This window comes from Streptomyces sp. NBC_00727 (assembly GCF_045161745.1).
Classification (GTDB): Bacteria; Actinomycetota; Actinomycetes; order Streptomycetales; family Streptomycetaceae; genus Streptomyces.
Map to the genome: position 1 here is coordinate 4816291 of NZ_CP108981.1, position 25800 is coordinate 4842090.

The 25800-nt window shown below is 72.2% G+C and carries 22 protein-coding genes and 1 tRNA gene; 17 read left to right on the forward strand and 6 right to left on the reverse strand.

The features are described 5' to 3' along the window. The first annotated feature begins 3 nt into the window (after nt 1-3). Together OG242_RS21950 and nudC are read left to right on the forward strand one after the other, a co-directional pair. A complete protein-coding gene (locus OG242_RS21950) occupies nt 4-1398 on the forward strand; it encodes a dipeptidase (RefSeq protein ID WP_405899780.1) in 1395 nt (464 codons plus the stop codon). A gap of 44 nt (nt 1399-1442) precedes the next feature. Then, nucleotides 1443-2390, forward strand: coding sequence for an NAD(+) diphosphatase (gene nudC, locus OG242_RS21955; RefSeq protein WP_405899781.1), 948 nt, complete (start codon nt 1443-1445; stop codon nt 2388-2390). A gap of 73 nt (nt 2391-2463) precedes the next feature. On the opposite strand, the gene OG242_RS21960 is transcribed toward nudC, so the two are convergent. Continuing rightward, entirely contained in the window at nt 2464-2721 is a 258-nt protein-coding gene (locus OG242_RS21960) for a glutaredoxin domain-containing protein (RefSeq protein WP_405899782.1), read from the reverse strand. Between the two features lie 258 nt (nt 2722-2979). On the opposite strand from OG242_RS21960, the gene OG242_RS21965 reads away from it, so the two are divergent. From OG242_RS21965 to OG242_RS21980, 4 genes are all read left to right on the forward strand, one after another. Next, nucleotides 2980-5214 carry an ATP-dependent DNA helicase UvrD2 gene (locus OG242_RS21965; protein WP_405899783.1) on the forward strand — a complete coding sequence of 745 codons (2235 nt, stop codon included), beginning with the start codon at nt 2980-2982 and terminating at the stop codon, nt 5212-5214. Between the two features lie 165 nt (nt 5215-5379). Next, complete coding sequence (locus tag OG242_RS21970; RefSeq protein WP_383749669.1) at nt 5380-5718, forward strand: hypothetical protein; 339 nt, start codon at nt 5380-5382, stop codon at nt 5716-5718. A 173-nt stretch (nt 5719-5891) separates the two neighbouring features. Continuing rightward, entirely contained in the window at nt 5892-6260 is a 369-nt protein-coding gene (locus tag OG242_RS21975; RefSeq protein ID WP_018105532.1) for a WhiB family transcriptional regulator, read from the forward strand. A 32-nt stretch (nt 6261-6292) separates the two neighbouring features. Next, complete coding sequence (locus tag OG242_RS21980) at nt 6293-6616, forward strand: hypothetical protein (protein ID WP_405901692.1); 324 nt, start codon at nt 6293-6295, stop codon at nt 6614-6616. A 266-nt stretch (nt 6617-6882) separates the two neighbouring features. On the opposite strand, the gene OG242_RS21985 is transcribed toward OG242_RS21980, so the two are convergent. Continuing rightward, nucleotides 6883-8373: an ABC1 kinase family protein gene (locus OG242_RS21985; protein ID WP_405899784.1), complete on the reverse strand. Its 1491-nt coding sequence runs from the start codon at nt 8371-8373 to the stop codon at nt 6883-6885. A gap of 41 nt (nt 8374-8414) precedes the next feature. Continuing rightward, nucleotides 8415-9563 (reverse strand): ThiF family adenylyltransferase, encoded by a 1149-nt coding sequence (locus OG242_RS21990; protein ID WP_405899785.1) that lies wholly within the window; start codon nt 9561-9563, stop codon nt 8415-8417. A gap of 194 nt (nt 9564-9757) precedes the next feature. On the opposite strand from OG242_RS21990, the gene OG242_RS21995 reads away from it, so the two are divergent. The 4 genes from OG242_RS21995 (at nt 9758) to OG242_RS22010 (ending at nt 13629) form a co-directional block, all read left to right on the forward strand. Continuing rightward, complete coding sequence (locus OG242_RS21995; RefSeq protein ID WP_405899786.1) at nt 9758-10378, forward strand: M48 family metallopeptidase; 621 nt, start codon at nt 9758-9760, stop codon at nt 10376-10378. A 131-nt stretch (nt 10379-10509) separates the two neighbouring features. Next, nucleotides 10510-12162 (forward strand): TerD family protein, encoded by a 1653-nt coding sequence (locus OG242_RS22000; RefSeq protein WP_405899787.1) that lies wholly within the window; start codon nt 10510-10512, stop codon nt 12160-12162. 11 nt (nt 12163-12173) lie between these two features. Further along, the gene (locus OG242_RS22005; RefSeq protein ID WP_093706427.1) at nt 12174-12854 is read left to right on the forward strand and encodes an AIM24 family protein; all 681 of its coding nucleotides are present in this window, start codon (nt 12174-12176) and stop codon (nt 12852-12854) included. Between the two features lie 19 nt (nt 12855-12873). Then, nucleotides 12874-13629 carry an AIM24 family protein gene (locus OG242_RS22010; protein ID WP_405899788.1) on the forward strand — a complete coding sequence of 252 codons (756 nt, stop codon included), beginning with the start codon at nt 12874-12876 and terminating at the stop codon, nt 13627-13629. A gap of 75 nt (nt 13630-13704) precedes the next feature. On the opposite strand, the gene OG242_RS22015 is transcribed toward OG242_RS22010, so the two are convergent. Both OG242_RS22015 and OG242_RS22020 read right to left on the reverse strand, forming a co-directional pair. Beyond that, nucleotides 13705-14253, reverse strand: a complete 549-nt coding sequence (locus tag OG242_RS22015; protein ID WP_405899789.1) for an NUDIX hydrolase — start codon at nt 14251-14253, stop codon at nt 13705-13707. Further along, nucleotides 14250-15695: a zinc-dependent metalloprotease gene (locus OG242_RS22020; RefSeq protein WP_405899790.1), complete on the reverse strand. Its 1446-nt coding sequence runs from the start codon at nt 15693-15695 to the stop codon at nt 14250-14252. Before OG242_RS22020 ends, OG242_RS22015 begins: the two co-directional genes overlap by 4 nt. 190 nt (nt 15696-15885) lie before the next feature. Between OG242_RS22020 and OG242_RS22025 the strand changes: the two genes are divergently transcribed. The 4 genes from OG242_RS22025 to OG242_RS22040 all read left to right on the forward strand — a co-directional run bounded on the left by OG242_RS22025 (nt 15886) and on the right by OG242_RS22040 (nt 19096). Continuing rightward, entirely contained in the window at nt 15886-17028 is a 1143-nt protein-coding gene (locus OG242_RS22025) for an SDR family oxidoreductase (RefSeq protein WP_405899791.1), read from the forward strand. 107 nt (nt 17029-17135) lie between these two features. Continuing rightward, nucleotides 17136-17597: a molybdenum cofactor biosynthesis protein MoaE gene (locus OG242_RS22030; RefSeq protein ID WP_405899792.1), complete on the forward strand. Its 462-nt coding sequence runs from the start codon at nt 17136-17138 to the stop codon at nt 17595-17597. A gap of 128 nt (nt 17598-17725) precedes the next feature. Beyond that, nucleotides 17726-17914 (forward strand): hypothetical protein, encoded by a 189-nt coding sequence (locus tag OG242_RS22035; RefSeq protein ID WP_093706419.1) that lies wholly within the window; start codon nt 17726-17728, stop codon nt 17912-17914. Between the two features lie 93 nt (nt 17915-18007). Beyond that, on the forward strand, nt 18008-19096 hold the full coding sequence (locus tag OG242_RS22040) for a PDZ domain-containing protein (RefSeq protein WP_405899793.1): 1089 nt from the start codon (nt 18008-18010) through the stop codon (nt 19094-19096). A 28-nt stretch (nt 19097-19124) separates the two neighbouring features. Here OG242_RS22040 and OG242_RS22045 read toward each other — a convergent pair whose 3' ends face one another. Further along, nucleotides 19125-19694 carry a PPA1309 family protein gene (locus OG242_RS22045; RefSeq protein ID WP_405899794.1) on the reverse strand — a complete coding sequence of 190 codons (570 nt, stop codon included), beginning with the start codon at nt 19692-19694 and terminating at the stop codon, nt 19125-19127. 128 nt (nt 19695-19822) lie between these two features. Between OG242_RS22045 and OG242_RS22050 the strand changes: the two genes are divergently transcribed. The 3 genes from OG242_RS22050 (at nt 19823) to OG242_RS22060 (ending at nt 25225) form a co-directional block, all read left to right on the forward strand. Beyond that, on the forward strand, nt 19823-22798 hold the full coding sequence (locus OG242_RS22050) for a UPF0182 family protein (RefSeq protein WP_405901693.1): 2976 nt from the start codon (nt 19823-19825) through the stop codon (nt 22796-22798). 52 nt (nt 22799-22850) lie between these two features. Next, a tRNA-Met gene (locus OG242_RS22055) sits at nt 22851-22924 on the forward strand. Between the two features lie 291 nt (nt 22925-23215). Next, the gene (locus tag OG242_RS22060) at nt 23216-25225 is read left to right on the forward strand and encodes a sel1 repeat family protein (RefSeq protein ID WP_405899795.1); all 2010 of its coding nucleotides are present in this window, start codon (nt 23216-23218) and stop codon (nt 25223-25225) included. Nucleotides 25226-25800 lie beyond the last annotated feature (575 nt).

The window sequence follows — 25800 nt, forward strand, 5'->3', positions numbered from 1 at the left end:
GTCATGAGCGACACCCCGGACAGCGCCGTCCGTACGTATACCGAGCAGCACCGCACGGCCTTCCTCGACGACCTCGCCGAGTGGCTGCGGATCCCCTCCGTATCCGCTCAGCCGGAGCACGAGGGCGACGTACGGCGCAGCGCCGAGTGGCTGTCGGCCAAACTGAAGGAGACCGGTTTCCCGGTCACCGAGATCTGGGAGACGGACGGCGCGCCCGCCGTCTTCGCCGAGTGGCCCTCCGACGACCCGGCGGCCCCCACGGTCCTCGTGTACGGACACCACGACGTGCAGCCCGCCGCCCGTGAGGACGGCTGGAGCACCGAGCCGTTCGAGCCGGTGATCCGCGAGGGCCGGATGTACGGACGCGGCGCGGCCGACGACAAGGGGCAGGTGTTCTTCCACACCCTCGGCGTCCGGGCCCACCTCGCCGCCACCGGCCGCACCGCCCCCGCCGTCCACCTGAAGCTGATCGTGGAGGGCGAGGAGGAGTCGGGCTCCCCGCACTTCCGCGACCTGGTCGAGCGGCGCGCCGACCGGCTCGCCGCCGACGCGGTGATCGTCTCCGACACCGGCATGTGGAACGAGACCACACCGACCGTCTGCACCGGGATGCGCGGCCTCGCCGAGTGCGAGATCGAGCTGCGCGGACCGGGCCAGGACATCCACTCGGGCTCGTTCGGCGGCGCCGTCCGCAACCCCGCCACCGAGATCGCCCGACTCGTCGCCGCGCTCCACGACGCGGACGGGCGGGTCGCGGTCCCCGGCTTCTACGACGGCGTGGCCGAACTCACCGACACCGAACGCGCCCTCTTCGCCGAGCTGCCGTTCGACGAGGCCGAGTGGCTGCGCACCGCCAAGTCCGGGGCCGCCTCCGGCGAGGCGGGGTACTCCACGCTGGAGCGGATCTGGGCCCGCCCGACCGCCGAGGTCAACGGCATCGGCGGCGGCTACCAGGGCGCCGGCAGCAAGACGATCATCCCGTCGTCCGCCCGCGCCAAGATCAGCTTCCGGCTGGTGGCCGGCCAGGACCCCGACCACGTCCAGCGGGTCGTACGGGCCTGGGCCGAGGCCCGGGTCCCGGCCGGAATCAGCCACCGGATCACCTTCCTCCCTGCCACCCGGCCCTGTCTGACGCCCCTGGACCATCCGGCGCTCCAGGCCGTGGTCCGGGCCATGGGCCGGGCGTTCGGCAAGAAGGTCCTCTTCACCCGGGAAGGAGGCTCGGGACCCGCCGCCGACCTCCAGGACGTGCTCGGCGCCCCCGTCCTCTTCCTCGGCATCTCCGTACCGTCCGACGGCTGGCACGCCCCCGACGAGAAGGTCGAGCTGGACCTGCTGTTCAAGGGCGTCGAGACCGCCGCCCATCTCTGGAGCGACCTGGCGGCCGCCCTCCGCTGAACTCTCTGAACGCCCGAACCATCCCGGGGGAGTAGGAAGCACCTGTGAGCACCTTCGACAACGCCACCACAGACCGGCCCATCGGTCTGACCGCGCCGAGCGGCATCGACCGCGCGGCGCACCACCGCCTCGACGAGGCATGGCTGTCCGCCGCGTGGAGCCACCCGACGACCCGGGTCTTCGTGGTCTCCGGGGGCCAGGTGCTGATCGACGACACCGACGACGGCACCGAACTCGTGATGACGCCCGCATTCGAGGCCCCCGTCACCGAGACCCACCGCTACTTCCTCGGCACGGACGCGGACGGCGTCAGCTACTTCGCGCTCCAGAAGGACTCGCTGCCGGGCCGCATGGACCAGTCGGCCCGCCCGGCGGGGCTGCGCGAGGCGGGGCTGCTGCTCGGCCCCCGCGACGCCGGCCTGATGGTGCACGCGGTGGCCTTGGAGAACTGGCAGCGGCTGCACCGCTTCTGCTCGCGCTGCGGCGAACGCACGGTCATCGCGGCGGCCGGCCACATCCGCCGCTGCCAGGCCTGCGGCGCCGAGCACTACCCGCGCACCGACCCGGCGGTCATCATGCTCGTCACCGACGACCAGGACCGGGCCCTGCTCGGCCGCCAGGTCCACTGGCCCGAGGGCCGCTTCTCCACGCTCGCCGGATTCGTCGAGCCAGGCGAGTCGATCGAGCAGTCCGTGGCCCGCGAGGTCCTCGAGGAGGCGGGCATCACGGTCGGCGAGGTGGAGTACGTCGCCAGCCAGCCCTGGCCGTTCCCGTCCAGCCTGATGCTGGGCTTCATGGCCCGTGCCACGACGTTCGACATCAACGTGGACGGCGAGGAGATCGAGGAGGCGCGCTGGTTCTCCCGCGAGGAGCTGACCGCCGCCTTCGAGTCGGGGGAGATCCTGCCCCCGTTCGGCATCTCGATCGCCTCCCGCCTGATCGAGCTCTGGTACGGCAAGCCCCTCCCGAAGCCGGTCCGCGCGGGGATCTGACCGGCCCCGGACACGGCACCGCCCCCACCGGTGCGCTGACCGGAGGGGGCGGGGGGTGCGGGAAGCCTGCGGATCAGACCCCGAGGGCCTGCTTCACCTGGGCGAGGCTCGGGTTCGTCATGACGACGTCCTCGCCGCCGCCGGCGGGGGCCACCAGCACGGTCGGGACCGTCTGGTTTCCGCCATTGGCCTTCTCGACGAAGGCCGCCGACTCGGGGTCCTGCTCGATGTTGATCTCGCTGTAGGCGATGCCCTCGCGGTCCATCTGACCCTTCAGCCGACGGCAGTAGCCGCACCACGTGGTGCTGTACATCGTCACAGTGCCCGGCATGTCTTCGCGCTCCTCTGTCTCATCGGTCCCGGCAGTTCCGTCACGCCCGGCCGCTCCCTGTGTCACGTCTCGTGTGTCACACGGGGGCGGGGCGCGCGGTGCCGCACGTCAGGTGAACGTACGGGGTCCGGCCGCCATTCCCGGCGCCGGGGGCCGCTCCCGTGCGCTCAGGACGGGGCCCCGGCATTAGTACGACGGATACGTCACCCCTGTGGACAACCGCCGCACCCGCCCCGCGCGACCTGGCAGCATGGCGGGGTGACCTCAGCAACGCACTCCACCCTCTTCCCCCGGGTCCCGGACACCGCGGACGCCGTCCTCGACGGGCTCGACCCCGAGCAGCGCGAGGTCGCGACGGCCCTGCGGGGACCGGTGTGCGTGCTGGCCGGAGCCGGTACGGGCAAGACGCGCGCCATCACGCACCGCATCGCCTACGGGGTGCGCGCGGGCATACTCCAGCCGTCGAGCGTCCTGGCCGTCACGTTCACCAACCGGGCCGCGGGTGAGATGCGCGGGCGGCTGCGCCAGCTGGGCGCCGGAGGCGTGCAGGCGCGGACGTTCCACTCCGCGGCGCTGCGACAGCTCCAGTACTTCTGGCCGAAAGCAGTCGGTGGCGACCTGCCCCGGCTCCTGGAGCGCAAGGTCCAGCTGGTGGCCGAGGCGGCGGCCCGCTGCGGCCTGCGCCTCGACCGCAACGAGCTGCGCGACGTCACGAGCGAGATCGAGTGGGCCAAGGTCACCCAGACCGTCCCCGCCGACTACCCGGCCGTGGTCGCCAAGGCCCAGCGGGACGCCCCGCGCGACCCGGCGGAGGTCGCCAAGGTCTACGAGACCTACGAGGAGCTGAAGCGCGAGCGCACGGTGATCGACTTCGAGGACGTGCTGCTCCTGACCGTCGGCATCCTCCAGGACCGGCACGACATCGCCGACCACGTCCGCCGCCAGTACCAGCACTTCGTGGTCGACGAGTACCAGGACGTGAGCCCGCTCCAGCAGCGGCTCCTCGACCTCTGGCTGGGCGACCGGGACAGCCTCTGCGTCGTCGGTGACGTGGGCCAGACGATCTACTCCTTCACCGGCGCCACCCCCGACCACCTGCTCAACTTCCGCACCCGCCACCCGGGCGCCACCGTCGTCAAGCTCGTCCGCGACTACCGCTCCACCCCGCAGGTGGTCCACCTGGCCAACGGACTGCTCGCCCAGGCCACCGGCCGGGCCGCCGAGCACCGCCTCGACCTGGTCTCGCAGCGGGAGAGCGGCCCCGAGCCCGCCTACGTGGAGTACGCGGACGAGCCCGCCGAGGCCGAGGGCACCGCCCGCCGCATCCGCGACCTGATCGCCGCAGGCGTCCCGGCCGGCGAGATCGCGGTGCTCTACCGGATCAACGCCCAGTCCGAGGTCTACGAACAGGCCCTCGCGGACGCGGGCGTGCCCTACCAGCTCCGGGGCGCCGAGCGGTTCTTCGAGCGCCCGGAGGTACGGGAGGCGGGCGTCGCCCTGCGCGGCGCGGCCCGGGCGGGGGGCAACGACCCGCTCCTGGACCACACGGACGGGCTGCCCGCCGAGGTGCGGGCGGTGCTCTCGACGAAGGGCTGGCGCGGCGAGCCGCCGGCCGGCTCCGGCGCGGTGCGCGACCGCTGGGAATCCCTGGCCGCCCTGGTCCGGCTCGCGGAGGACTTCGAGCGGGCCAAGCCGGGGGCAACCCTCTCCGACCTGGTCGCCGAGCTGGACGAGCGGGCCGCCGCCCAGCACGCCCCCACGGTCCAGGGCGTCACCCTGGCGTCGCTGCACTCGGCGAAGGGCCTGGAGTGGGACGCGGTGTTCCTGGTCGGGCTGACCGAGGGCATGATGCCGATCACCTACGCCAAGACGGACGAGCAGATCGAGGAGGAGCGCCGGCTGCTGTACGTCGGCGTCACCCGGGCCCGTCTCCACCTCGCGCTGTCGTGGTCGCTGTCCCGGTCGCCCGGCAGCCGGCCCGGACGCCGGCCGACCCGCTTCCTGAACGGGCTCCGCCCGGGCTCCACGGCGCCCGGCGGCCGGAGCGCGGCGGGCGGCCCGGGAGGCGCGGGCGTCTGGAGCGGTGGCGGCGGTGCGAGGGGCGCCGGGGGCGACGGGCGGCCGGTGGTGGCCCGTCGCAAGTCCCGGGGGCCCGCCCGGTGCCGGGTCTGCGGCAGGACCCTGACGGACGCCGGCGAGATGAAGCTGATGCGCTGCGACGACTGCCCCTCCGACATGGACGAGGCGCTGTACGAGCGGCTCCACGACTGGCGGGCGGTCCGCGCCCGGGAGATCGGCCAGCCCGCCTACTGCGTCTTCACCGACCGGACGCTGACGGCCATCGCGGAGGCGGTGCCCGCCACGGAGGGGGAACTGGCCGGGATCCCCGGGGTCGGCGCGCGGAAGCTGGGCCGCTTCGGCGCCGCCGTTCTGGACATCTGCGCAGGTGGGGACGGGCGTGAGGCCGAGACGGAGGCCACCGACGAGGTGTGAGAAAAACTCGTCGAAAAAATAGTTTGCGCCCGCCCCAGTCGTCACCATAGGTTCTTAACCACGGAAACAGCGGCTTCTCTGAAGCCCTGGTTCCGTGCTGTACTTATCCGAATACGCAGGACCGGCCCGCCGGTCCCCCCGAGACGCCGAGAGGAGGCGATTGAAGTGATCAGCATCATCGAGACCAACAAAATGACCGATCTCTCGGTCGTCTCCGCCTGCTCGCTCGGCCTTCTCGCCCGCTCCTCGAAGTCCTCCCTGCGCGCCACCGGTGTGTCCGGCGTCTCCGCCGTCATTCCGATGTCCCTGGCCGGCCTTCCCGTGCGGGAGCGCAATGAGCGACCGACCCAGGCACCGGTGGCAGCAGTAGCGAAGGGACAGGCCCAGGCCTATGCCTTTGCGGCCGTCGGTGCGGGAGCGGAAGCCGGCGTCACCGAGCAGACGAAGCACCACCACACGATGTGGGCCTTCCGTGGGCCTGAACCCTGGAGTGATCCAGCCTGATCCAGCATCAGGCCGGCGCCTTCAGGGCCGCGGAACCCCACTCGGGATCCGCGGCCCTTTTGTTTTGTCCCAACGGACGAGACAGCACGAAGGAGCCTCGGGACAAGCAGGACCTGGTACCAGCCGCCCCCCGGCCAACAGGCCGGAAACGACCAGACGAGGACACCACCACCGTGCAACTCGAAGCGCACGCCCCGTCCGTACCGCCTTCCGACACGATCTCCCCGCCCGGCCTCACGGAGGACTCCACCTTGACCCCCCTCACCGCGCTCACCGCGCTCGACGACGCCATCGAGAACCTCGGTGTGCCCGTCCCCTGCCGCGCCTACGACCCCGAGGTCTTCTTCGCCGAGTCGCCGGCCGACGTCGAGTACGCCAAGTCCCTCTGCCGCACCTGCCCGCTCGTCGAGGCCTGTCTCGCCGGCGCCAAGGAGCGCCGCGAGCCGTGGGGTGTCTGGGGTGGCGAGCTCTTCATCCAGGGCGTCGTCGTCGCCCGGAAGCGGCCCCGTGGCCGTCCGCGCAAGAACCCGGTCGCGGCGTGACCGCCGACCTGGGGGTCCCGGCCCCCAAGCCCATGAAGCGCATCGGAACCATCGACCGTCCCCTGACCCACGACCCCCGAAACCAGGCTCCAATGACCATCCCCACGGCCGAGCCCGCCGGCTCCGCGACCCCGGACGTCACCATCATCGGCGCGAACGACTCGCGTCAGAACAGGACCCGCGAAATGCAACTCATCCCAGAAGCCCTGGCGCGTGCGCATATGCACGACCGCCTGCGCGAGGCCGAAGCGGAGCGTCAGGCCGTGCGCCTGATCTCCGCCCGGCGGATGCAGCGCCGGGCCGAGCGCGCCTCGATGCGCGCCCGCCGCGCGCTGGCCATGGCCGTCATGCACTGAGCCACCGGCCGGCCACGGAAGCCTCCGCCCGGGCGCAGCCGCTCTCTGCGCCCGGCGGGCCGCGCTTCCAGCAGCACCCGCGCAGCACGAACCGAACAGCAGAATTCCTACCCCGGGGCCGGTCCGACCGACGGACCGGCCCCGGGGTCGTTGCGGGGCGGGCCCCGGGCCCGGGTCGTGCGGGCCTCGGGGTCGGGGCACGGGCGCCGGGGCATGCGGGCGGGCGGGCCTGGTGGTCGGCTACCCTGCGTCGACCGATTCGTCGGTCAGCCGGCGTCGACCGTCTCGGCGGCCGAGTCCTCCGCACCGGCCCCCTGCTGCTCCGGCAGGATCTCCCGCGCCCCGGACTCTTCCAGGGCCTCCGTCTCCTCCGGTTGCTCCGTCTCCTCCGGCGGCAGGAACCCGGGGAGCCAGGACTCGAGCTCGTCGCGCAGCCGGACCGTGGCGCCCAGCTGGCACAGCACCCCGATCGTGCTGAGCGTCACCCGGTGTATCAGCAGATAGGAGGGCGGCAGGTTCAACTGTTTGCCCAACTGGTGGGCGGGGGAGCGAGGATCGGCTATCCGGGCGGCCTGATGGCGCATCCAGCTCCGGCTGAACGTGAACTCCTCCACCTCGGCCGGCTCGATGATGGGCAGCAGGTAGTCCAGCACCGCGTCCGGCTCCAGGTCGATCGAGTCCTTGACGAACCCCTCCGCCCGCAGCATCTCGTAGACCGCGTCGGCGTCGCCCCCCAGCGTCAGCCGCAACGCGTCCCCGATGGTCTGCGGCAGCCCGCCCGGCAGCCGGTCCACCGTCCCGAAGTCCAGGACGCCGAGACGCCATTGGGCCGCCTCCGCACCATCGTCGCCCTCCTCGCCGGACGCACCCGACTCCGGGGCCGGGGGCAGCAAGCGGAAGTTGCCCGGGTGCGGGTCGGCGTGCAGCAGCCCCGTGCGCGCCGGGCCCGAGAAGAGGAACCGGGCGAGGAGCTGGCCGGCCCGGTCGCGCTGCCCGTCCGTGCCGTCGGCGATCACATCGGCCAGCGGGACACCGTCGATCCACTCGGTGACCAGCACCTGCGCCGACTGGTGGACCACCCCGGGGACGACGACATCGGGATCGTCCGCGAACTCCTCGGCGTGCGTCCGCTGGGACGAGGCCTCCTGCTCGTAGTCCAGCTCCTCCGACACCCGGTCGCGCAGTTCCGTGATGAGCGGCTTGATGTCCATGCCCGGGACCAGCGGACCCAGCAGCCGGGCGAACCGGCTGAGCTGGGTCAGGTCCGAGAGCAGCGCCTGGCCCGCGCCCGGGTACTGCACCTTCACGGCCACGTCCCGGCCGTCGTGCCACACCGCCCGGTGCACCTGGCCGATGGACGCGGCGGCCGACGGCTTGTCGTCGAACGTCAGGAACAGCTCCCGCCAGTCCTCGCCGAGCCGCTCCGCCAGCACCGCGTGCACCGTGCCGCTCGGCATGGGCGGGGCGGCCTCCTGGAGCTTGGTGAGGGCGGCACGGTAGGGACCCGCGACCTCCTCGGGCAGCGCGGACTCGAAGACGGACAGGGCCTGGCCGAGCTTCATCGCCCCGCCCTTCAGCTCCCCGAGGACCTTGAAGAGCTGGTCGGCCGTGCGCTGTTGCACCTCGCGCGCCACCAGCTCCGCCGACTTCCCGCCGATGCGCTTTCCCAGGCCCCAGGTGGCGCGACCGGCGAACCCCAAAGGCAGCGCGGCCAGCTTGGCGGTACGGGTGACCGCCTTCCGGGGAAGATCAGACATATGCCCCTCCAATTCCCAGACTGCCGCGCTGCGTGCGACGGTTACCCGGCCATTGTGTCGTGCACCGCGCCGGCCCCGGAGGCGCGGACCCCCTCAGTGTGACCCGCGGCCCCACAGGAACAGTCGAGGTGAGCCTCGATCCGCTCCGACCTCCAGTCCAACAGCGGCAGTGCCACCTCCCACCGGGCACCGGTGCCGGCGGGCAGCTCGCCGTCGAGGAAGGCCAGCGCGTGCGCCGCCGCGAGACCCGCCACCGCCGTGGCCAGGCCCAGGTCGCACGCCTGCACGGCACCGCGCCGCCCGGACTGCCACTGCGCCAGCATCCGCGGCCACTGCGGATCCCGGTCCCGCCGGTTCAGGTGCAGACAGCCGGCGCACGCAGTCCCCCCGGGCAGGACCAGGGGCCCGACGAACCCGGTGGCCTCCATCACGCCCGCGTACAGATGGGGGGTGCCCGAGGAGATCCACGGCTCGGCGGTGCCCGGATCGGGAACGTACCCGGAGAAGCCGTCGCGCGGGGCGACCACGATCAGCGACAGACCCGGCTCCCGTCCGGCCGGACCACCGCCCGCCGCCCCGGGCGTGCGCGGTCCCGGTCCGGGGGCGGAACGGCGGACCAGCTGCCGGGCCGCCATGTCCCTGCGCTCCCCGACGGCCGAGGCGGGGAGCCCGCCGGGCGCCACATCACCCGGCTCCGTGCATCCGCCGTCCAGCACCTCGACCCGCCCCACCCCGGCTCCGGAGAGCACCGCCGCGACGACCGCACCGACCCGCCCGGCGCCCCGGACCTGCACCCGCATCGAGCGCCGGGCCGCGAGTCTGCGCATCCCTCCGCCGGGCTCGGGATGCACCACGGAGAGCGACGCCAGGTCGGGGCGGTGGCGCTCCAGGGTGTCCGCCCGGTCGCGCAAGGCGTCGGCCTCCGGGCCGCCCGCCCGTACGTCGTCGACCAGCCCGGCGTCCATCAAGCGCATCACCAACGCGTCCACATGACGCTCGCTCAGGTCCAGCGCCCGGGCCTCTTGACGCAGCAGGGGCATGCCTCTGGTGCCGTCGAGCAGTTCCAGGAAACAACCCGTCGCGATATCCATCGGACCGACCTTCACCGCATGCGCGGGTGTCACTCCGAATTGCACGGTGTCCCCACCTCGCCATGCGCGGCGCAGTGCGGGCTTCAACATCGGATGCACGGCTTCCCCCGGTCTGTGTGGCTGTGACTGCTGTGCGAGTTCCTTTGCCAGAATGCAGCGGGACGGCGAGGCGTGCGGAAAGTTATCCACAGGCGTGGGCATTAGTCGTTCAAATGGTGCAAGGCGTGGAGCCGATCATGGAGAACCGTCCCGGGGGCGGGACTTCCCCTAGGCGCAGCGGGTAACGTCGTGGCGTGCCCGCCGACCAGTCGCCCGGCCTCGCCGGGGAGCCTGCCGTGCCCGGCGCCGGATCCCGCCGGCGCGATGCGAGCCCTGCCCGCCGCGCCCCGGCGACGAGCGCCGTCGAGGTCCGCAGGAGCGCCCGCCGCAGCAGAACGGTCTCCGCCTACCGCGAGGGCGACCGCACCATCGTGCTGATCCCCGCCCGGATGTCCGAGGCCGAGGAACAGCGCTGGGTGGGTGTGATGCTCGACAAGCTCGCCGCCCAGGAGAGCAAGCGCGTCCTCGGTGACACCGAGCTCGCCGAGCGGGCGGAGCGTCTGTCCGCCCAGTACTTCGAGGGCCGGGCCAGGCCCGCCTCGGTGCGGTGGGTGACCAACCAGAACACCCGGTGGGGCTCCTGCACCCCGGCCGAGGGCAGCATCCGGCTGTCGCACCGGCTGCAGGGCATGCCGGAATACGTCGTGGACTACGTGCTCGTCCACGAGCTGGCGCATCTCCTGGTGCCCGGGCACGGGCCGCGGTTCTGGCGGCTGCTGGACGCCTACCCCCGTACCGAGCGGGCCCGCGGATACCTGGAGGGGGTGGTGGCGGCCGACCGGCTGCCGCACCTGCCGGCCGCGCGCGGCGAGTGACACGTGGTGGCGCCGAGTGAGCGGGGTCCGGTGTTTCTGTACCGGGTCTGTACCGGCTTCGCCCGAGGCCGGAGTTTGCGGATAGCCTGACGCGACGCATTCACCTTCCGGATGGGGGACGGTCGTTACGCATGGCCAGGGAATTCCAACGCGGCCACAAGGCCAAGATCAGCGATCTCACGCCGGGGACGGACCTGTACGTAGGTGTGCAGATCGCCGGCCCGGGGCTGAGCTTTGACATCAGCTGCTTCGGGCTCGATGCCAATGAGCAGCTCTCCGACGACCGGTATTTCATCTTCTTCAATCAGCCGAAATCCCCCGAGGAGTCCATTCAGCTCCTCGGCGCCCAGAGCGGCGACACCGAGTCGTTCCGCGTCACCCTGGACCGCATTCCGGCGAACATCCACAAGCTCTCGTTCACCGCGACGGTCGACGGTGCCGGACAGATGTCGCAGGTCGGGCCCGGGTACATCCGCATCGTGGCGGGCGGCGAGGAAGTCGTCAGGTACGCGTTCAACGGTTCGGAGTTCAGCACCGAGCGCGCGGTCATGCTGGGTGACTTCTACCTCAAGGACGTCTGGCGCTTCGCCGCGGTGGGCCAGGGCTTCGACGGCGGCCTGGACGCGCTGCTGAAGAACTTCGGCGGCGAGGTCGCCGAGGAGACGCCGGCCGCCGCGCCGCCGCAGGGCGCCGCCCCGTCGTTCGCCCCGCCCGCCCAGCCCGCCCCGGCCCCGTCGTTCGGCGCCCCGGCCGCGCCTCAGGCACCGCAGGCGCCCCAGGCCCCGCGGCCCGCGCCGTCCTTCGGGACCCCGCCGCCGGCCCCCGCCCCGGCCCCGCAGCAGCAGATGCACGCCGCGCCGACGATCATCGCGCCGATGGCCCCGCCCGGCGGCACCGTGCCCCCGCCGCCCGCTCCGGCCCCGTACGGGCAGCCCGGCCAGCAGCAGCCGCAGCCGCAGTTCGGGCAGCAGCCGCACCAGCCCCAGCAGCCGCAGTTCGGGCAGGTCCCCGGGCAGGCGCCCGCACCCTACGGACAGCAGCCGCCGTCCCCGTACGGCCAGCAGCCTCCGGGCATGCCACCGGGCGGACAGGGCATGCCGGGCGGCGCACCCCAGGCCGCCGGCGCAGGGCTGCAGGCCGCACTCCAGCCGTACAAGGAGACCGCGACCGGCCAGCGCTGGACCCCGCAGAACCAGCAGCTCATGCGCGTCGACCTCACCATGGGCGGCACGGGCGTGCTGGCCCGGCAGGGCAGCATGGTGATGTACCAGGGCAAGGTCGACTTCGGTTACAAGGGCGCGGGTTTCGCCGGCCGCATGGTGGGCAACGCCACCGGCCAGGAGATGCAGCTGATGCGCTGTACCGGCCGCGGGCAGGTCTTCCTCGCCGAGGAAGGCTCGCATCTGCACGCCATCGAACTCCAGGGCGACGGCATCTGCGTCTCCGCGGAGAACGTGCTCGCCTTCGACGAGAGCCTCCAGTACGAGGTCCGCCGGATCGAGGGCCACGGCATCCCCGGCGGCGCCCTGTTCACCATGCAGTTCCAGGGCACCGGCACCATCGTCGTCAAGACGCACGGCGTCCCGGTCGTCCTGCCGGTCACCCCGACCACCTTCGCAGACTGCAACGCCGTGGTGGCGTGGTCGTCCGCGTCCCAGGTGATCATCTCCAGCCAGGTCCGGCTGCGCCGCAACGCCTACCCCGGACACAGCGGCGAGACCGTGAACCTCCAGTTCCGGGGCGCACCCGGCAACTTCATCGTCGTCCAGCCCTACGAGGTCTGAGGGAGCCCGTCATGAACCAGCAACTCGCGGGCTACGCCCCGACCCCCGTCACGGCACGGATGGAGAACCACGGCCACTCCATGCTGAAGGTCGCCATGGCGACCGGCCAGGACCTCTACGCGCGCACCGGATCGATGGTCGCGTACGAGGGCTTCATCCAGTACGAACCCAACCCGCCGGCCGTCCGCCAGATCGCCTCGCAGTGGATCACCGGCGAGGGCGCGCCGCTGATGAAGTGCACCGGCGACGGGCTGCTCTACCTCGCCGACTACGGTGCCGACGTCGTCGTCGTCAACCTCAACAACGACTCCCTCTCGGTCAACGGCACCAACGTCCTCGCCTTCGACGGCCACCTCACCTGGGGCGTCGAGCGGGTCAAGGGCCTGGCCAAGTTCGCCGGCCAGGGCCTGTGGAACGTCTGCATCTCCGGCACCGGCTGGGTCGCGATCACCTCGCGCGGCACGCCGATCGTCGTCGACTGCGGACGCGGCGAGGACGAGACGTACGTCGACCCGGACGCGCTGGTCGCCTGGTCCCCGAACCTCAAGGTGAAGGGCAAGCGCAGCTTCAAGGCGTCCTCGCTCATCGGGCGGGGCAGCGGCGAGGCGTTCCAGATGGCCTTCTCCGGCCAGGGGATCGTCGTCGTCCAGCCCAGCGAGGACAGCACCGACCGGCTGCGCGTCCGGCACTGACGGGGAGGGAGAACACATCATGCAGAGTTCGCTTTTCGGCCTCACGGAACAGCAGTCCCAGGAGCGCTACGCGATCCAGAACCCGCAGCTCCTGCGGGTCGCGCTGACCGGCCACGACGACGTCCTCGCCCGCAAGGGCGCCATGGTCGCGTACCAGGGGCTGATGGAGTTCGACGGCGAGTACCAGTCGAACGCCCAGCGCCGCTCCCGCGCCCACACCGGTGAGGGCCTGGACCTGATGCGCTGCTCCGGGCAGGGCACCGTCTACCTCGCCAACCTGGCGCAGTACATCCACGTCGTGGACGTCGACCGCGACGGCCTGACGGTGGACAGCTCCTACGTCCTGGCGCTCGACTCCACGCTGAACACCGAGGTCATCGCCGTGGACAGCCAGTACGGCATCTCGGGCAGCGGCAAGTACCAGCTCAACATCTCCGGCACCGGCAAGGTCGCCCTGATGACCTCCGGCCAGCCGCTGATGATGCAGGTCACGCCTGACAAGTACGTCAGCGCGGACGCCGACGCCATCGTCGCCTGGTCCAGCTCGCTGCGGGTGCAGATGCAGGCCCAGACGCACTCCTCGGGTGTCTTCCGCCGACGCGGCAACACCGGCGAGGGCTGGGAGCTCAGCTTCCTCGGACAGGGCTTCGCCCTGGTGCAGCCGAGCGAGCTGATGCCGCCGCAGAACGCCCAGATCGGACAGGGCCTCGCCGCCCAGTACGGCATGGGCCAGCACGGCGCGCACGCCCAGAACCAGAACAACGCCTGGAACTGAGCCGCGACACGACGGCAGACGGTAAGGGGCGGCCTCCCAGGAGGCCGCCCCTTACCGCTGTGGTCGCACGGGCGGCTACCGGCCGGCCTCCAGCACCGCGCGCGTGCGTTCCACCAGCCGGATCACGGAGGCGTCGGCGACCTCGGCAACTTCGTCGTACGCGAACCACCGCAGGTCGAGGGACTCCTCGCTGATGTTCTCCGTCGCGCCCGCCGGGGCCAGTGCCGCGTACTGCACGTCCAGGTGCCAGTGGCACGGCGCGGGAATCCGGTGCCGGTCCAGGACCACCGGCCCGCCCGCCAGCAGGGTCAGCCCGGCGATACCGGACTCCTCCGTCGCCTCCCGCAGCGCGGCGGCCGCCAGCGTGGCGTCACCGGGCTCGCAGTGGCCGCCCATCTGCAGCCACATCCGCAGCTTTCGGTGCAGGGTGAGCAGCACCCGGCCGCGCGCCGGGTCCACGACCAGGGCGCTCGCCGTCAGATGCCCGGCCTCGCAGGACTTCCACATGCCGTCCGGGCGGAGCGCCAGGTGCTCCAGATACGTGTCGCGCAGCTCCTCCTGGGCGGGGCCGGCCCCGGCCCCGAAACCCTTCAGTACGAGGGCGGCGTCGTCGTGCAGGCTCACTTGTCGGTGTCGTCCTTGCCGTCGCCCCTGTCCTCGGTGCCGTCGTCCGCGGCGTCCGCCCCGGGGGCGGGCTTCTGGGGGCCGTTCGCCGCCTCGCCGAGCATCTTGTCCAGCTCGGAGAAGTCCAGCTGCTCGTGGTGGACGAAGCCGTCCGGGTCGTCCAGGTCGTGAGCGGTCGGGAGCATGTCGGGGTGCTCCCAGAGCGCGTCGCGCCCCTCGAGCCCGCGGGCGTCCGTGAGCGAGGCCCACAGCCGCGAGGCGTCCCGCAGCCGGCGCGGACGCAGCTGGAGGCCGATCAGCGTGGCGAAGGTCTGCTCGGCGGGGCCACCGGAGGCGCGCCGCCTGCGCATCGTCTCGCGCAGTGCGTCGGCCGAGGTCAGCCGGGACTTCGCGGCCGCGTGCACCACCGCGTCGACCCAGCCCTCGACCAGCGCGAGGGCCGTCTCCAGGCGGGCCAGGGCCGCCTTCTGCTCCGGGGTCTCCTCCGGCTGGAACATGCCCTGCTGAAGGGCCTCCTGCAGCTGCTCGGGCTGCGAGGGATCGAACTGGCCGACCACGTCCTCCAGCTTGCTGGTGTCGACCTTGATGCCGCGCGCGTAGCCCTCGACGGCACCGAAGAGATGCGAGCGGAGCCACGGCACATGGGCGAAGAGCCGCTGGTGGGCGGCCTCGCGCAGGGCCAGATACAGCCGCACCTCGTCCTGCGGGACGCTCAGGTCCTTGCCGAACCGCTCCACGTTCAGCGGGAGGAGCGCCGCGCGGCCCGCCGGGCCCAGCGGCAGCCCGATGTCGGTCGAGCCGACCACCTCGCCCGCCAGCACGCCGACGGCCTGCCCGATCTGCTGGCCGAACATCGCGCCGCCCATCGACCGCATCATGCCGATCAGCGGGCCGGCCATGGCCTGCATCTCCTCGGGCAGCACATCGCCCATGGCGAGGCCGACACGCTCGGCCACCGGGTCCACCAGCTGCTGCCAGGCCGGGAGCGTCGCCTCCACCCACTCCGCACGGCTCCACGCCACGCTGGAGATGGCACCGGAGGGCATCGACGTCACCCCGTCCAGCCAGAGGTCGGCAAGCCGCAGCGCCTCGTCGACCGCGCCGCGCTCGGCCGGGCCCACGCTCGCGTCCTTCGAGCCGTCCGGCGTGCCCTGCGACACGGTCTGGCGGGCGATCTGCTTGGCCATGTCCCAGTTGACGGGACCGCCCTCGTAGCTCAGCATCTGGCCGAGCTGCTGGAACGCTGCGCCCAGATCGTTCGGGTTCATCGAGCCGAACATGGCGGCGAAGGGGTTGTCACCGCCCGCGCCGGGGCCGAAGCCGAACGGGTTCGCCGGACCGCCCGAACCCTGCCCACCTCCGGTGGGGTCGTTCTTCTTGCCCTGGTCGCCGTCGTCCGGCTCCTCCGGCGGAAGGCCGAATCCGAATGGGGTGTCACTCACGGGTTTCCTCGGCTCGTAGGGCCGCCGGTGGGAACCGACGGCGACTGCCCGACATCACCATCCAGCGTAGACACCAAGTCCGCTCAGGGCCTCAGTGCTCCGCCTGCTCCGGGCCTGCGGCAGGATGGACGCCACCTGGTACGTACGTGTCACGCGGGTACGTACTGAAGACAACCGCTGGAGGCGCCCGGTGAGTTCCCCGGATCCGCAGGTTCGCGCAGCGCGAAACCTGGCCGACCCGTCACCCGAGAAGAAGTCCGTCCCCGGCCGCCCCAGAAGCCGCGGCCCTGTCGTGGCCGTCACCGGAGCCGCGAAGGGCATCGGTGAGCTGCTCACCGCACGCCTCGCGGCCTCCGAGGAGATCAAGCAGGTCATCGCCATCGACGAACGCCGGGGTGAGGTCTCCGACGCGACCTGGCACCTGCTCGACGTCCGTGACCCCGCCATCGCCGAGAAGCTGCGCGGCGCAGACGTCGTGGTCCACCTGGCGCTCGACCTCGACCTGGAGACCGACCCGGCCGCGCGCACCGCCTACAACGTGCGCGGCACCCAGACCGTGCTGACCGCCGCCGCGGCCGCCGGTGTCCACCGCGTCGTCCTGTGCACCTCCGCCATGGTCTACGGCGCGCTGCCCGACAACGACCTCCCGCTCGCCGAGGACGCCGAGCTCCGGGCCACCGCCGAGGCCACCGGCGTCGGCGACCTGCTGGAGATCGAACGGCTCGGCCGCCGCGCACCACGCGCCCACCCCGGGCTGCAGGTCACCGTCGTGCGCCCCGCCGTGCTCGTCGGCGGCACGGACACCGCGCTGACCCGCTACTTCGAGTCGCCCCGGCTGCTCGTGGTCGCCGGTTCCCGGCCCGCCTGGCAGTTCTGCCACGTCGAGGACCTGGTCACGGCGCTGGAGTACGCCGCCCTGGAGAAGATCGACGGGGAGTTCGCGGTCGGCTGCGACGGCTGGCTGGAACAGGAGGAGGTCGAGGAGCTGAGCGGGGTGCGCCGGATGGAGCTGCCCTCCGCCGTCGCGCTCGGCGCCGCGGCCCGGCTGCACCGGATCGGCCTGACCCCCTCGCCCGCGGGCGACCTCGCGTACACCATGCACCCGTGGGTGGTCAGCGTGAGCCGGCTGCACGACGCGGGCTGGCGCCCGGGCTGGACCAACGAGGAGGTGCTCGCCGCGCTCCTGGAGGAGGTGGAGGGGCGGCACACCGTCGCCGGCCGCCGCCTCGGCCGCAAGGACGCCACCGCGGCCGGTGCCGCCGGCGCGACCGTCGCCCTCCTCGGCACCGCGGCCCTGGTGCGCCGCGCCCGCAAGGCCCGCCGCCGCATCTGAGCACCCCGGCGGGCGGTCAGGGCTGTAGGAGGCTCCAAGGCGGGGCGCGGCCCGCCGGGCGAATCGGCAATTCCGTCCTGTCGGCGCGGTACGGCACGATGGGGGTCATGGCACTCACGTACGACCACCCCGGCGAGCAGACGGCGCAGGACCCGATCCGGCTGCTGGACATCCGTGACACGCCGCTGTCGGTGGACGAGGTCCTCCGGGCGGCCGGCGACGACGCCGCGGGCGGCACCACGCTCTTCGTAGGCACCGTGCGCGACCACGACGGCGGGCAGGACGTCGACGGCCTCGGCTACTCGTGCCACCCGTCGGCCGCCGACGAGCTGCGCCGGGTGGCGGAGAAGGTCGTCGCCGATTTCCCGGTCCGGGCGCTGGCCGCCGTCCACCGGGTGGGTGAACTACGGGTGGGCGACATCGCCGTGGTCGTGGCGGTCTCCTGCCCCCACCGCGCGGAGGCCTTCGCGGCCAGCCGCAAGCTCATCGACGACCTCAAGCACGAGGTTCCGATCTGGAAGCACCAGCGCTTCTCGGACGGCACCGAGGAATGGGTCGGAGCCTGCTGACCGCAAACCGGAACGGCGGTCATCCGCCCCGATTTGCGTAACCGCACCCCTGCCACGAGCGTTGTTTTTCCAGATGGTTAATCTGCTGATCGGTCGGACACGACCGCTCAGGGGGTAGGGAGGTCGGCATGGCAGCGCTCGCCTGGTTGTTGATTCCGGTTTTCGCCGCGTTCGGCGCTGCGATATGGGGAGGCTGGGCCGCCCGCAACCGCACGGCCGGGGACGTCACCGAACTCGCCGGGTACGCGCGGTTCCGCGAAGCCATGGAGAAGTCCCACTCCGGTTCCGAGCCGGTCGAGCAGATATCGAACGTCTGAGGCCGCTTCCGCCTCCCTCCGCGCCCCCGTCCCGGGCCCCGTACGGACCGGCCCCGGCGGTGCACTGACAGACCCTTCCCGTACTGTCGTTCCATGCCACGCCGCACCGCGACGATGCTCGCCTCCACGCTGATCCTCATCGCGCTGCTCTGCGCAGGCGTGCTGATCAAAGTGCCGTACGCGGAGATGTCTCCCGGCCCGACCGTGAACACGCTCGGCGACGTCGAGGGCGACGCGGTCCTGCGGATCACCGGCCACAAGACGTACAAGACGTCGGGCAACCTCAACATGACGACGGTCCGGGTCACCGGCGCGGACTACAGCATGAACCTCGTCGAGGCCGTCGCCGGATGGCTGGGCCACGACAGCGTCGTCGTACCGCACGACACCCTCTACCCGGACGGCAAGACGGAGGAGGAGTCGACGCAGGAGAACGCCGAGGAGTTCAGCCAGTCGCAGGAGAGCGCCAAGGTCGCGGCCCTCAAGGAGCTGGACATCCCCGTCACCTCGCACGTCGTGGTCTCCACCGTCGTCAAGGACAGCCCCTCCCAGGGCAAGCTGCACGCGGGCGACATCATCAAGGACGTCGACGGCACCGCGGTCGGGAAGCCCGAGGACGTCGCGAAGCTCGTCACCCGGCACAAGCCCGGCCAGAAGGTCACCTTCACGGTCGTCCCGGCCAAGACCGCCGCGGCGGCGGAGAAGGCCGGCAAGGAGCCCGAGGGCACCGAGAAGATCACCCTCACCACTGTGAAGGCCCCCGGGGAGAACCGCGCGATCGTCGGCATCCAGGCGGGGACGGACCACACCTTCCCCTTCGACATCGACATCAAGCTCGCCGACGTGGGCGGCCCGAGCGCGGGGCTGATGTTCTCCCTGGGCATCGTCGACAAGCTGACCCCGGGTCAGCTGACGGGCGGCAAGTTCATCGCCGGCACCGGCACCATCGACGACGCCGGCAAGGTCGGCCCGATCGGCGGGATCACCATGAAGCTGGTCGGCGCGCGCAACGCCGGCGCCCGCTACTTCCTCACCCCCGACGAGAACTGCGCGGCTGCCGCGTCCGACACCCCCGACGGGCTCACCCTGATCCGCGTCAAGACCATCGACGACGCGAAGAAGTCGCTGGACAAGCTCCGCGCGGGGGACACGGCCGGACTGCCGAGCTGCTCGGCAGGCTGACCGCGCCCCCGCAGGGCGGAGCGGACGGTCAGGACTCGAAGGTGGCGGCCAGCGCCTCGGCCAGCCCCGGCACCAGACCGGCCCCGGTCAGCACCTCGCTCGCCGAGTCCTTCTCCCGCAGGCGTACGGCCGACTCGCGCGCCCCGTCCCGCAGGACGGCCACCGTCATCCGCACCTCCTGCCGGTCGGGGTGCTGGGCGACCCACTTGGTCAGCCGCTTGTCGTCGAGCCCGTCCGGCACGGACGCCTCGGCGGACGGCGGCAGCATCAGCCGCTCCACCGTCATCGCGCACCCGACGACCGCGTCGGGCCAGGCGATCGTGGCGAGGAACTCGTCCAGCGCCGTACCGGCCGGCAGCTCCTCCTGCTCGATGGGGGTCAGCGCTGCGGCCTTCGCACCGTCGTCGTCGAGGCCGAGCTGGGCGGCGAGACCGGGCTCCTGGACCCGCAGCCGCGCGGTGTCGACCAGGGCGAAGAGCCGGGCCGGCTGGTCCCAGCCGAGGGTGGAGACGTACTCGTCGATTTCGAGCACCGCGACGGTGAGCGGGCTCGCGGCCATCGGGGGGCCTGAGGGGGAAACATTGGACATGGACAACATCCTGCCTCCTTCCGCCCCCGGAACGGGAACTAGGTAAAGCATCAGTAAGTTGAAGGGATGGGCTCTACGATCGCTGGGCCCGCTCCACACGACCCGCGAACTTCGAGGTGCGCACGTTGGCTTTCCAGATGCCGGACCGCGGCGGAGGCCCGACCGGGCCACGGATCAGAGTCGGCCGCCCGTCCCGGCGCGCCCGAACCCTGCTCATGACACTCGGCGTCCTGGCGATTCTCGCCATGGCGTTCGTCATGTTCGCCGGGTTCTGGACGGACTGGCTCTGGTACAGGTCGGTCGCGTATTCGTCCGTCTTCACCACCACCCTGTGGACCAAGATCGGATTGTTCCTCGTCTTCGGACTGCTGATGGCCGTGGCCGTCGGTCTGAACATCTGGCTCGCGCACCGGCTCCGGCCGCCGCTGAGCGCGATGTCGCTGGAGCAGCAGAGCCTGGACCGCTACCGGATGAGCCTCGCCCCGTACAAGAAGTGGGTGCTGCTCGCGGTCACCGCGCTCGTCGGTCTGATCGCCGGCGCCTCCGCCTCGGGCCAGTGGCGCACCTGGCTGATGTATGTGAACGGCGTGTCGTTCGGCCAGAAGGACCCCCAGTTCCATCTGGACGTGTCCTTCTACGCCTTCGACCTGCCCTGGTACCGATTCCTGCTGGGCTTCGGCTTCGCGGCCACGGTGCTCTCGCTGATCGCCGCCGCCCTGACCCACTACCTGTACGGCGGGCTGCGCGTCACCAGCCCCGGCGCGCGGGCGACGGGCGCTGCCACCGGCCACCTCTCGGTGCTGCTCGGCGTCTTCGTCGCGCTGAAGGCCGTGGCGTACTGGCTCGACCGCTACGGCCTGGCGGTGAAGTCCAGTGACTTCAAGGCCACGGACAACTGGACGGGGCTGCGGTACGTCGACGCCAACGCCTACCTCCCGGCGAAGACGATCCTGTTCTGCATCGCCGCGATCTGCGCCGTGCTGTTCTTCGCGACGCTCTGGCGGCGCACCTGGCAGCTGCCGGTGATCGGCTTCGGTCTCATGGTCCTCTCGGCCATCCTGATCGGCGGCCTCTACCCGGCGATCGTGCAGAAGTTCCAGGTCCAGCCGAACGAGCAGGCCAAGGAAGCCCCGTTCATCCGGAAGAACATCGAGGCCACGCGCGACGCGTACGACATCGACGACGCGCAGGTCTCGGACTACACGGGCAAGTCCACGGAGGACGACGGCGTCAAGCTCCGGGCGGCGGCGAACGACGCGGCGAGCTACCGCGTGATGGACCCCAACGTCGTCTCGCCGGCCTTCCAGCAGCTCCAGCAGAAGAGGAACTACTACCAGTTCCCCAAGACGCTGGACGTCGACCGCTACAAGGACGCCTCCGGCAAGGAGCAGGACACGGTCATCGGTCTGCGCGAGCTCAACATCGAGGGCATCCCCAAGCGCAACTGGATCAACGACCACTTCACCTACACCCACGGCTACGGCGCCATCGCCGCCCGGGGGACCACGACCGGCAAGAACCCGAAGGGCTCTCCCGACTTCACCGAGTCCGGGCTGCCGACCACCGGTGACCTGGGCACGTACAAGCAGGAGATCTACTACGGCGAGAAGACCGAGCAGTACTCCATCGTCGGCGGGCCCCAGAAGGAGCTCGACTACGAGGAGGACGGCGAGAAGACCACCAGCTACAAGGGCGACAGCGGGATCAGTCTCTCCAACACGTTCAACCGCGCCGCGTACGCGGTGGCGTTCAACGAGCCGCAGATCCTGTACTCGGGAGCCATCGGCGACGGTTCGCGCATCCTCTACAACCGCACGCCCAAGGAGCGCGTCGAGGCGGTGGCCCCCTGGCTCACCATCGACGGCGACGCCTACCCGGCCGTGGTGAACAAGCGGATCCAGTGGGTCGTCGACGCCTACACCACGACCAACGGCTACCCGTACGCCTCGCGCACCACGCTCGGTGACACCACGGCCGACTCCCTGACCACCAACCAGCGCGCGGTCGTCGCCCAGCAGAACCAGGTCAACTACATCCGCAACTCGGTGAAGGCCACCGTCGACGCGTACGACGGCACGGTCACGCTGTACGAGTGGGACACCAAGGACCCGGTCCTCAAGACCTGGCGCAAGGCGTTCCCCGGGACCGTGAAGCCCAAGGCGGAGATCCCGCAGGACCTGATGGACCACCTGCGCTACCCGCAGGACCTGTTCAAGGTCCAGCGCGAGCTGCTGACCCGCTACCACGTCACGAGCCCCGCCCAGTTCTACAGCGGCAGTGACGCCTGGCAGGTCCCGGACGACCCGACCAACAAGGAGTCCGGCTCCGTCCCGCCGTACTACCTGAGCATAAAGATGCCGGGCCAGACGGCTCAGAAGTTCTCGCTGACCACGACGTTCACCCCGAAGGGGCGGCCCGACCTGGGGGCGTTCATGGCGGTGGACGCCGACGCGGCCAGCAAGGACTACGGCACGATAAGGCTCCTGAGAGTCACCGGTGCGGTGAAGGGCCCCGGCCAGGTACAGAGTGAGCTCAACGGCAACGACGACGTCGCCGAGTTCGTGAGAAACCTCAAGGGCACCGACTCCGACATCGAATACGGCAACCTGCTGACCGTGCCGCTCGAAGGAGGCTTCCTCTACATCGAGCCGGTCTACACGCGCGGTGGCACGCAGAACTACCCGCTGCTGCGCAAGGTCGCCGCCTCGTACGGCTCGAAGATCGTCTTCGAGAACAGCCTCGGTGAGGCGCTCAATGCCGTCTTCGGCGCCGAGGGTTCCGATACGAGCGAGCCACCGGGCGACACCACCGAGCCGCCGGACACCAGCCAGCCGCCGGCCACCGGCGACGCCGCGCTCAAGAAGGCGATCGCCGATGCGCAGAAGGCGTACACGGAAGGCGAGGCGGCCCTGAAGAAGCAGGACTGGGCGGCCTACGGCAAGGCCCAGACCGATCTCCAGGACGCCCTGGAGCGGGCGGCCGCGGCCCAGTCCAAGGCCGCCGACGACGGCAAGTCCGACGCTGGCGACAAGAAGACCGACAGCGCCGACAAGGCCGACAAGGCCGACAAATCCAGCTCTACGGACAAAGCGAGCGATGAGGGCGGGGGCTGAGTAACCCGGTAAAGCTCCACCCTCGCGTCGTGGTACGGTTTGAACACAACGACGCGGGGTGGAGCAGCTCGGTAGCTCGCTGGGCTCATAACCCAGAGGTCGCAGGTTCAAATCCTGTCCCCGCTACTGAAAGACGAAGGCCCGGATCCTCCAGGGGATCCGGGCCTTCGTCGTGCCGTGGTGACTTTTCCATGTGGTGGGCGTGAAGTGCGGTTCGAGGGGCACGAGTTGGCCGGGGACGTGTTTGACTTGTCTCCCTGTGGGCATGTCGACAAAACGCTGAAGTGACCTCACTGACCGCGATATACCAGGTGTACGCGGGTTACAGGTGGTGCGACGATGGTATTTATGGGGGACAGGGCAACTCTGTTGAAGACAGGGCGGTTTGCACGGGGCCACGTCCATCCGGCGGAAAAGATGGCGGATGTGGTGTTTGGCGCTGCCGCCGCGCAGTACAACGGCACCATTGAGAGCGCCGAGGCTTCCCAGACCGCCGAGACTTCCCAGACCGCCGAGCCCTTTGAGACCGCGGAGAGTGCCGCGACCGCCGAGACCGCGCAGACCTTCGAGACCGCCGACGGTGTGGAGAACGCCGAGGGGGCGGAGACCGAGGCGAGCGCGGACGGCGCCGAGAGCGAGGCGCGCCACCGCCGTGCCGCCGACGCCGGGGACACGGCGTCGATGAGCGTGCTCGGCGCGCTGCTCCTGCGCCGGGGTGACCTCGCCGGCGCCGAGCCCTATCTGCGGGGCGCCACCGCCGACGGCGACCGGGCCGCTGCCAACAACCTGGGTGTCCTGCTTCACCAGCGCGGCTACCCCGACGAGGCGGCCGGCTGGTGGCGCACCGCCGCCGTGGCCGGCTCCGCCGCCGCCGCGCACGCCCTGGGCCGCCACTTCCGCGAGCGGGGGGACGAGCCCGCCGCGGAGTACTGGCTGCGCCAGTCCGCGGAGCAGGGCCACGCGCTGGGCGCGTACGCCCTCGCCGACCTCCTGGAGCACCGCAGCGACGTCGGCGCCGAGCGCTGGCTGCGCGCCGCCGCTGAGCAGGGCCACCGCGAGGCGGCCTACCGGCTGGCGCGCCTCCTGGAGCGCAACGCCGCCGACGCCGCGCACGAGGTGTTCGGCCGCCCCGGCCTGGGCCCCCGCACCGGCGCGGAGCCGGCCGCGCCCCGCCGCACCGCCGAGGGCGATGGGCCGGTCGCCGGCCCCGAGCCCTCCCGCGTGGGCGAGGCCGAGCAGTGGTACCGGCAGGCCGCCGCGCGCGGACACCGGCGCGCCGCCCTGCACCTCGGCGCCATCCTCGAACAGCGCGGCGAGCTCAAGGAGGCCGGTCGCTGGTACCTCATCTCCGCCAAGGCCGGCGAGGCCCGGGCCGCCTGCGCGCTCGGCTTCCTGCTGCGCGACGCGGGCGACCGGGAAAGCGCCGCGGTGTGGTGGCTGCGCGCCGCCCAGGACGGCGACGGGAACGCCGCGAACGCCCTCGGCGCGCTGCACGCGGCCCGGGGCGAGCAGCAGACCGCCGAGCGCTGGTACCGGGCGGCGATGGACGCGGGCGACGTCAACGGCGCGTACAACCTCGGGCTGCTCTGCGCCGCCCAGGACCGCACCGCCCAGGCCGAGCAGTGGTACCGCCGCGCCGCCTACGCGGGCCACCGTGAGGCCGCCAACGCGCTCGCCGTCCTGCTCCTCCAGGCCGGTGATCCGGCCGGCGCCGAGCCCTGGTTCTCCAAGGCGGCCGAGGCGGGCAGCGTCGACGCCGCCTTCAACCTCGGCATCCTCTACGCCGGGCGCGACGAGGACCGCACCGCCCTGCTCTGGTACGAGCGTGCCGCGGCGGCCGGGCACACCGAGGCAGCGCTCCAGGTCGGCATGGCGCTCCTCCACCACGGCGAGGAGCAGGAGGCCGAGCGGCATCTGCGCTGCGCGGCGGGCGGCGGCAGCGCGGAGGCGGCCTTCCGGCTGGCCGGGCTGCTCGACGCCCGGCAGCCGCCGCCCGGACCGCCCGCCCTGGGCGAGCCCCTGCCGGAGAAGACCGAGTGCGAGGAGTGGTACGAGCGGGCCGCCGAGCAGGGACACCGCCGCGCGCAGGTCCGCGTCGGCATGCTCGCCGCCTCGCGCGGGGACGTGGAGAGCGCCGGCCGCTGGTACCGGGAGGCGGCCGAGTCCGGCAGCCGCAACGGGGCGTTCAACCTCGGCCTGCTCCTCGCCCGCGAGGGCAGTGAGCGCGAGGCCGCCCTGTGGTGGACCCGCGCCGCGGCCGACGGGCACGGGCGGGCGGCGCTGCGGCTCGCCCTGCTCGCCGCGCGCCGAGGTGAGCTGACCGAGGGGCAGCGCTGGTGCGCGCGAGCGGTCGAGCTGGGGCCCGCGGAGGTCGCGGAGCGCGCGGCGCGGCTGCGCGAGGCGCTGCACCAGGAGCTGACGGCGTAGAACGCGGTGGGCGGCCGGGGCCGCCACCCATCCCACCGCGCCCCGCGCCGGCCGCCCCGCGCCCCGCGCCGGCCGCCCCGCGCCGGCCGCCCCGCGCCGGCCGCCCCGCGCCGGCCGCCCCGCGTCGGCCGAGCCGCGCCTTGCGGCGTACGCCGGGGGCCCTCGCCGGCCGCCCCGCGCGTCCGGGGCCTCGCGCCGGGCCGCGCCGGCCGGGCCGCGCCCCGGGAACGCGTCTCGTGGCGCGCGCCGCACGGATCCGCGCCAGGAGCCCCGCGCGCCCCCGCGCCCCGCGCCGGCCGCCCCGCGCCCCGCGCCGGCCGCCCCGCGCCGGCCGCCCCGCGTCGGCCGAGCCGCGCCTTGCGGCGTACGCCGGGGGCCCTCGCCGGCCGCCCCGCGCGTCCGGGGCCTCGCGCCGGCCGGGCCGGCCGGGCCGCGCCCCGGGAACGCGTCTCGTGGCGCGCGCCGCACGGATCCGCGCCAGGAGCCCCGCGCGCCCCGGCGCCCCGCGCCGGCCGGGCCGCGCCCGGGGGCCGCGCCTTGCGGCGTACGCCGGGGGCCCTCGCCGGCCGCCCCGC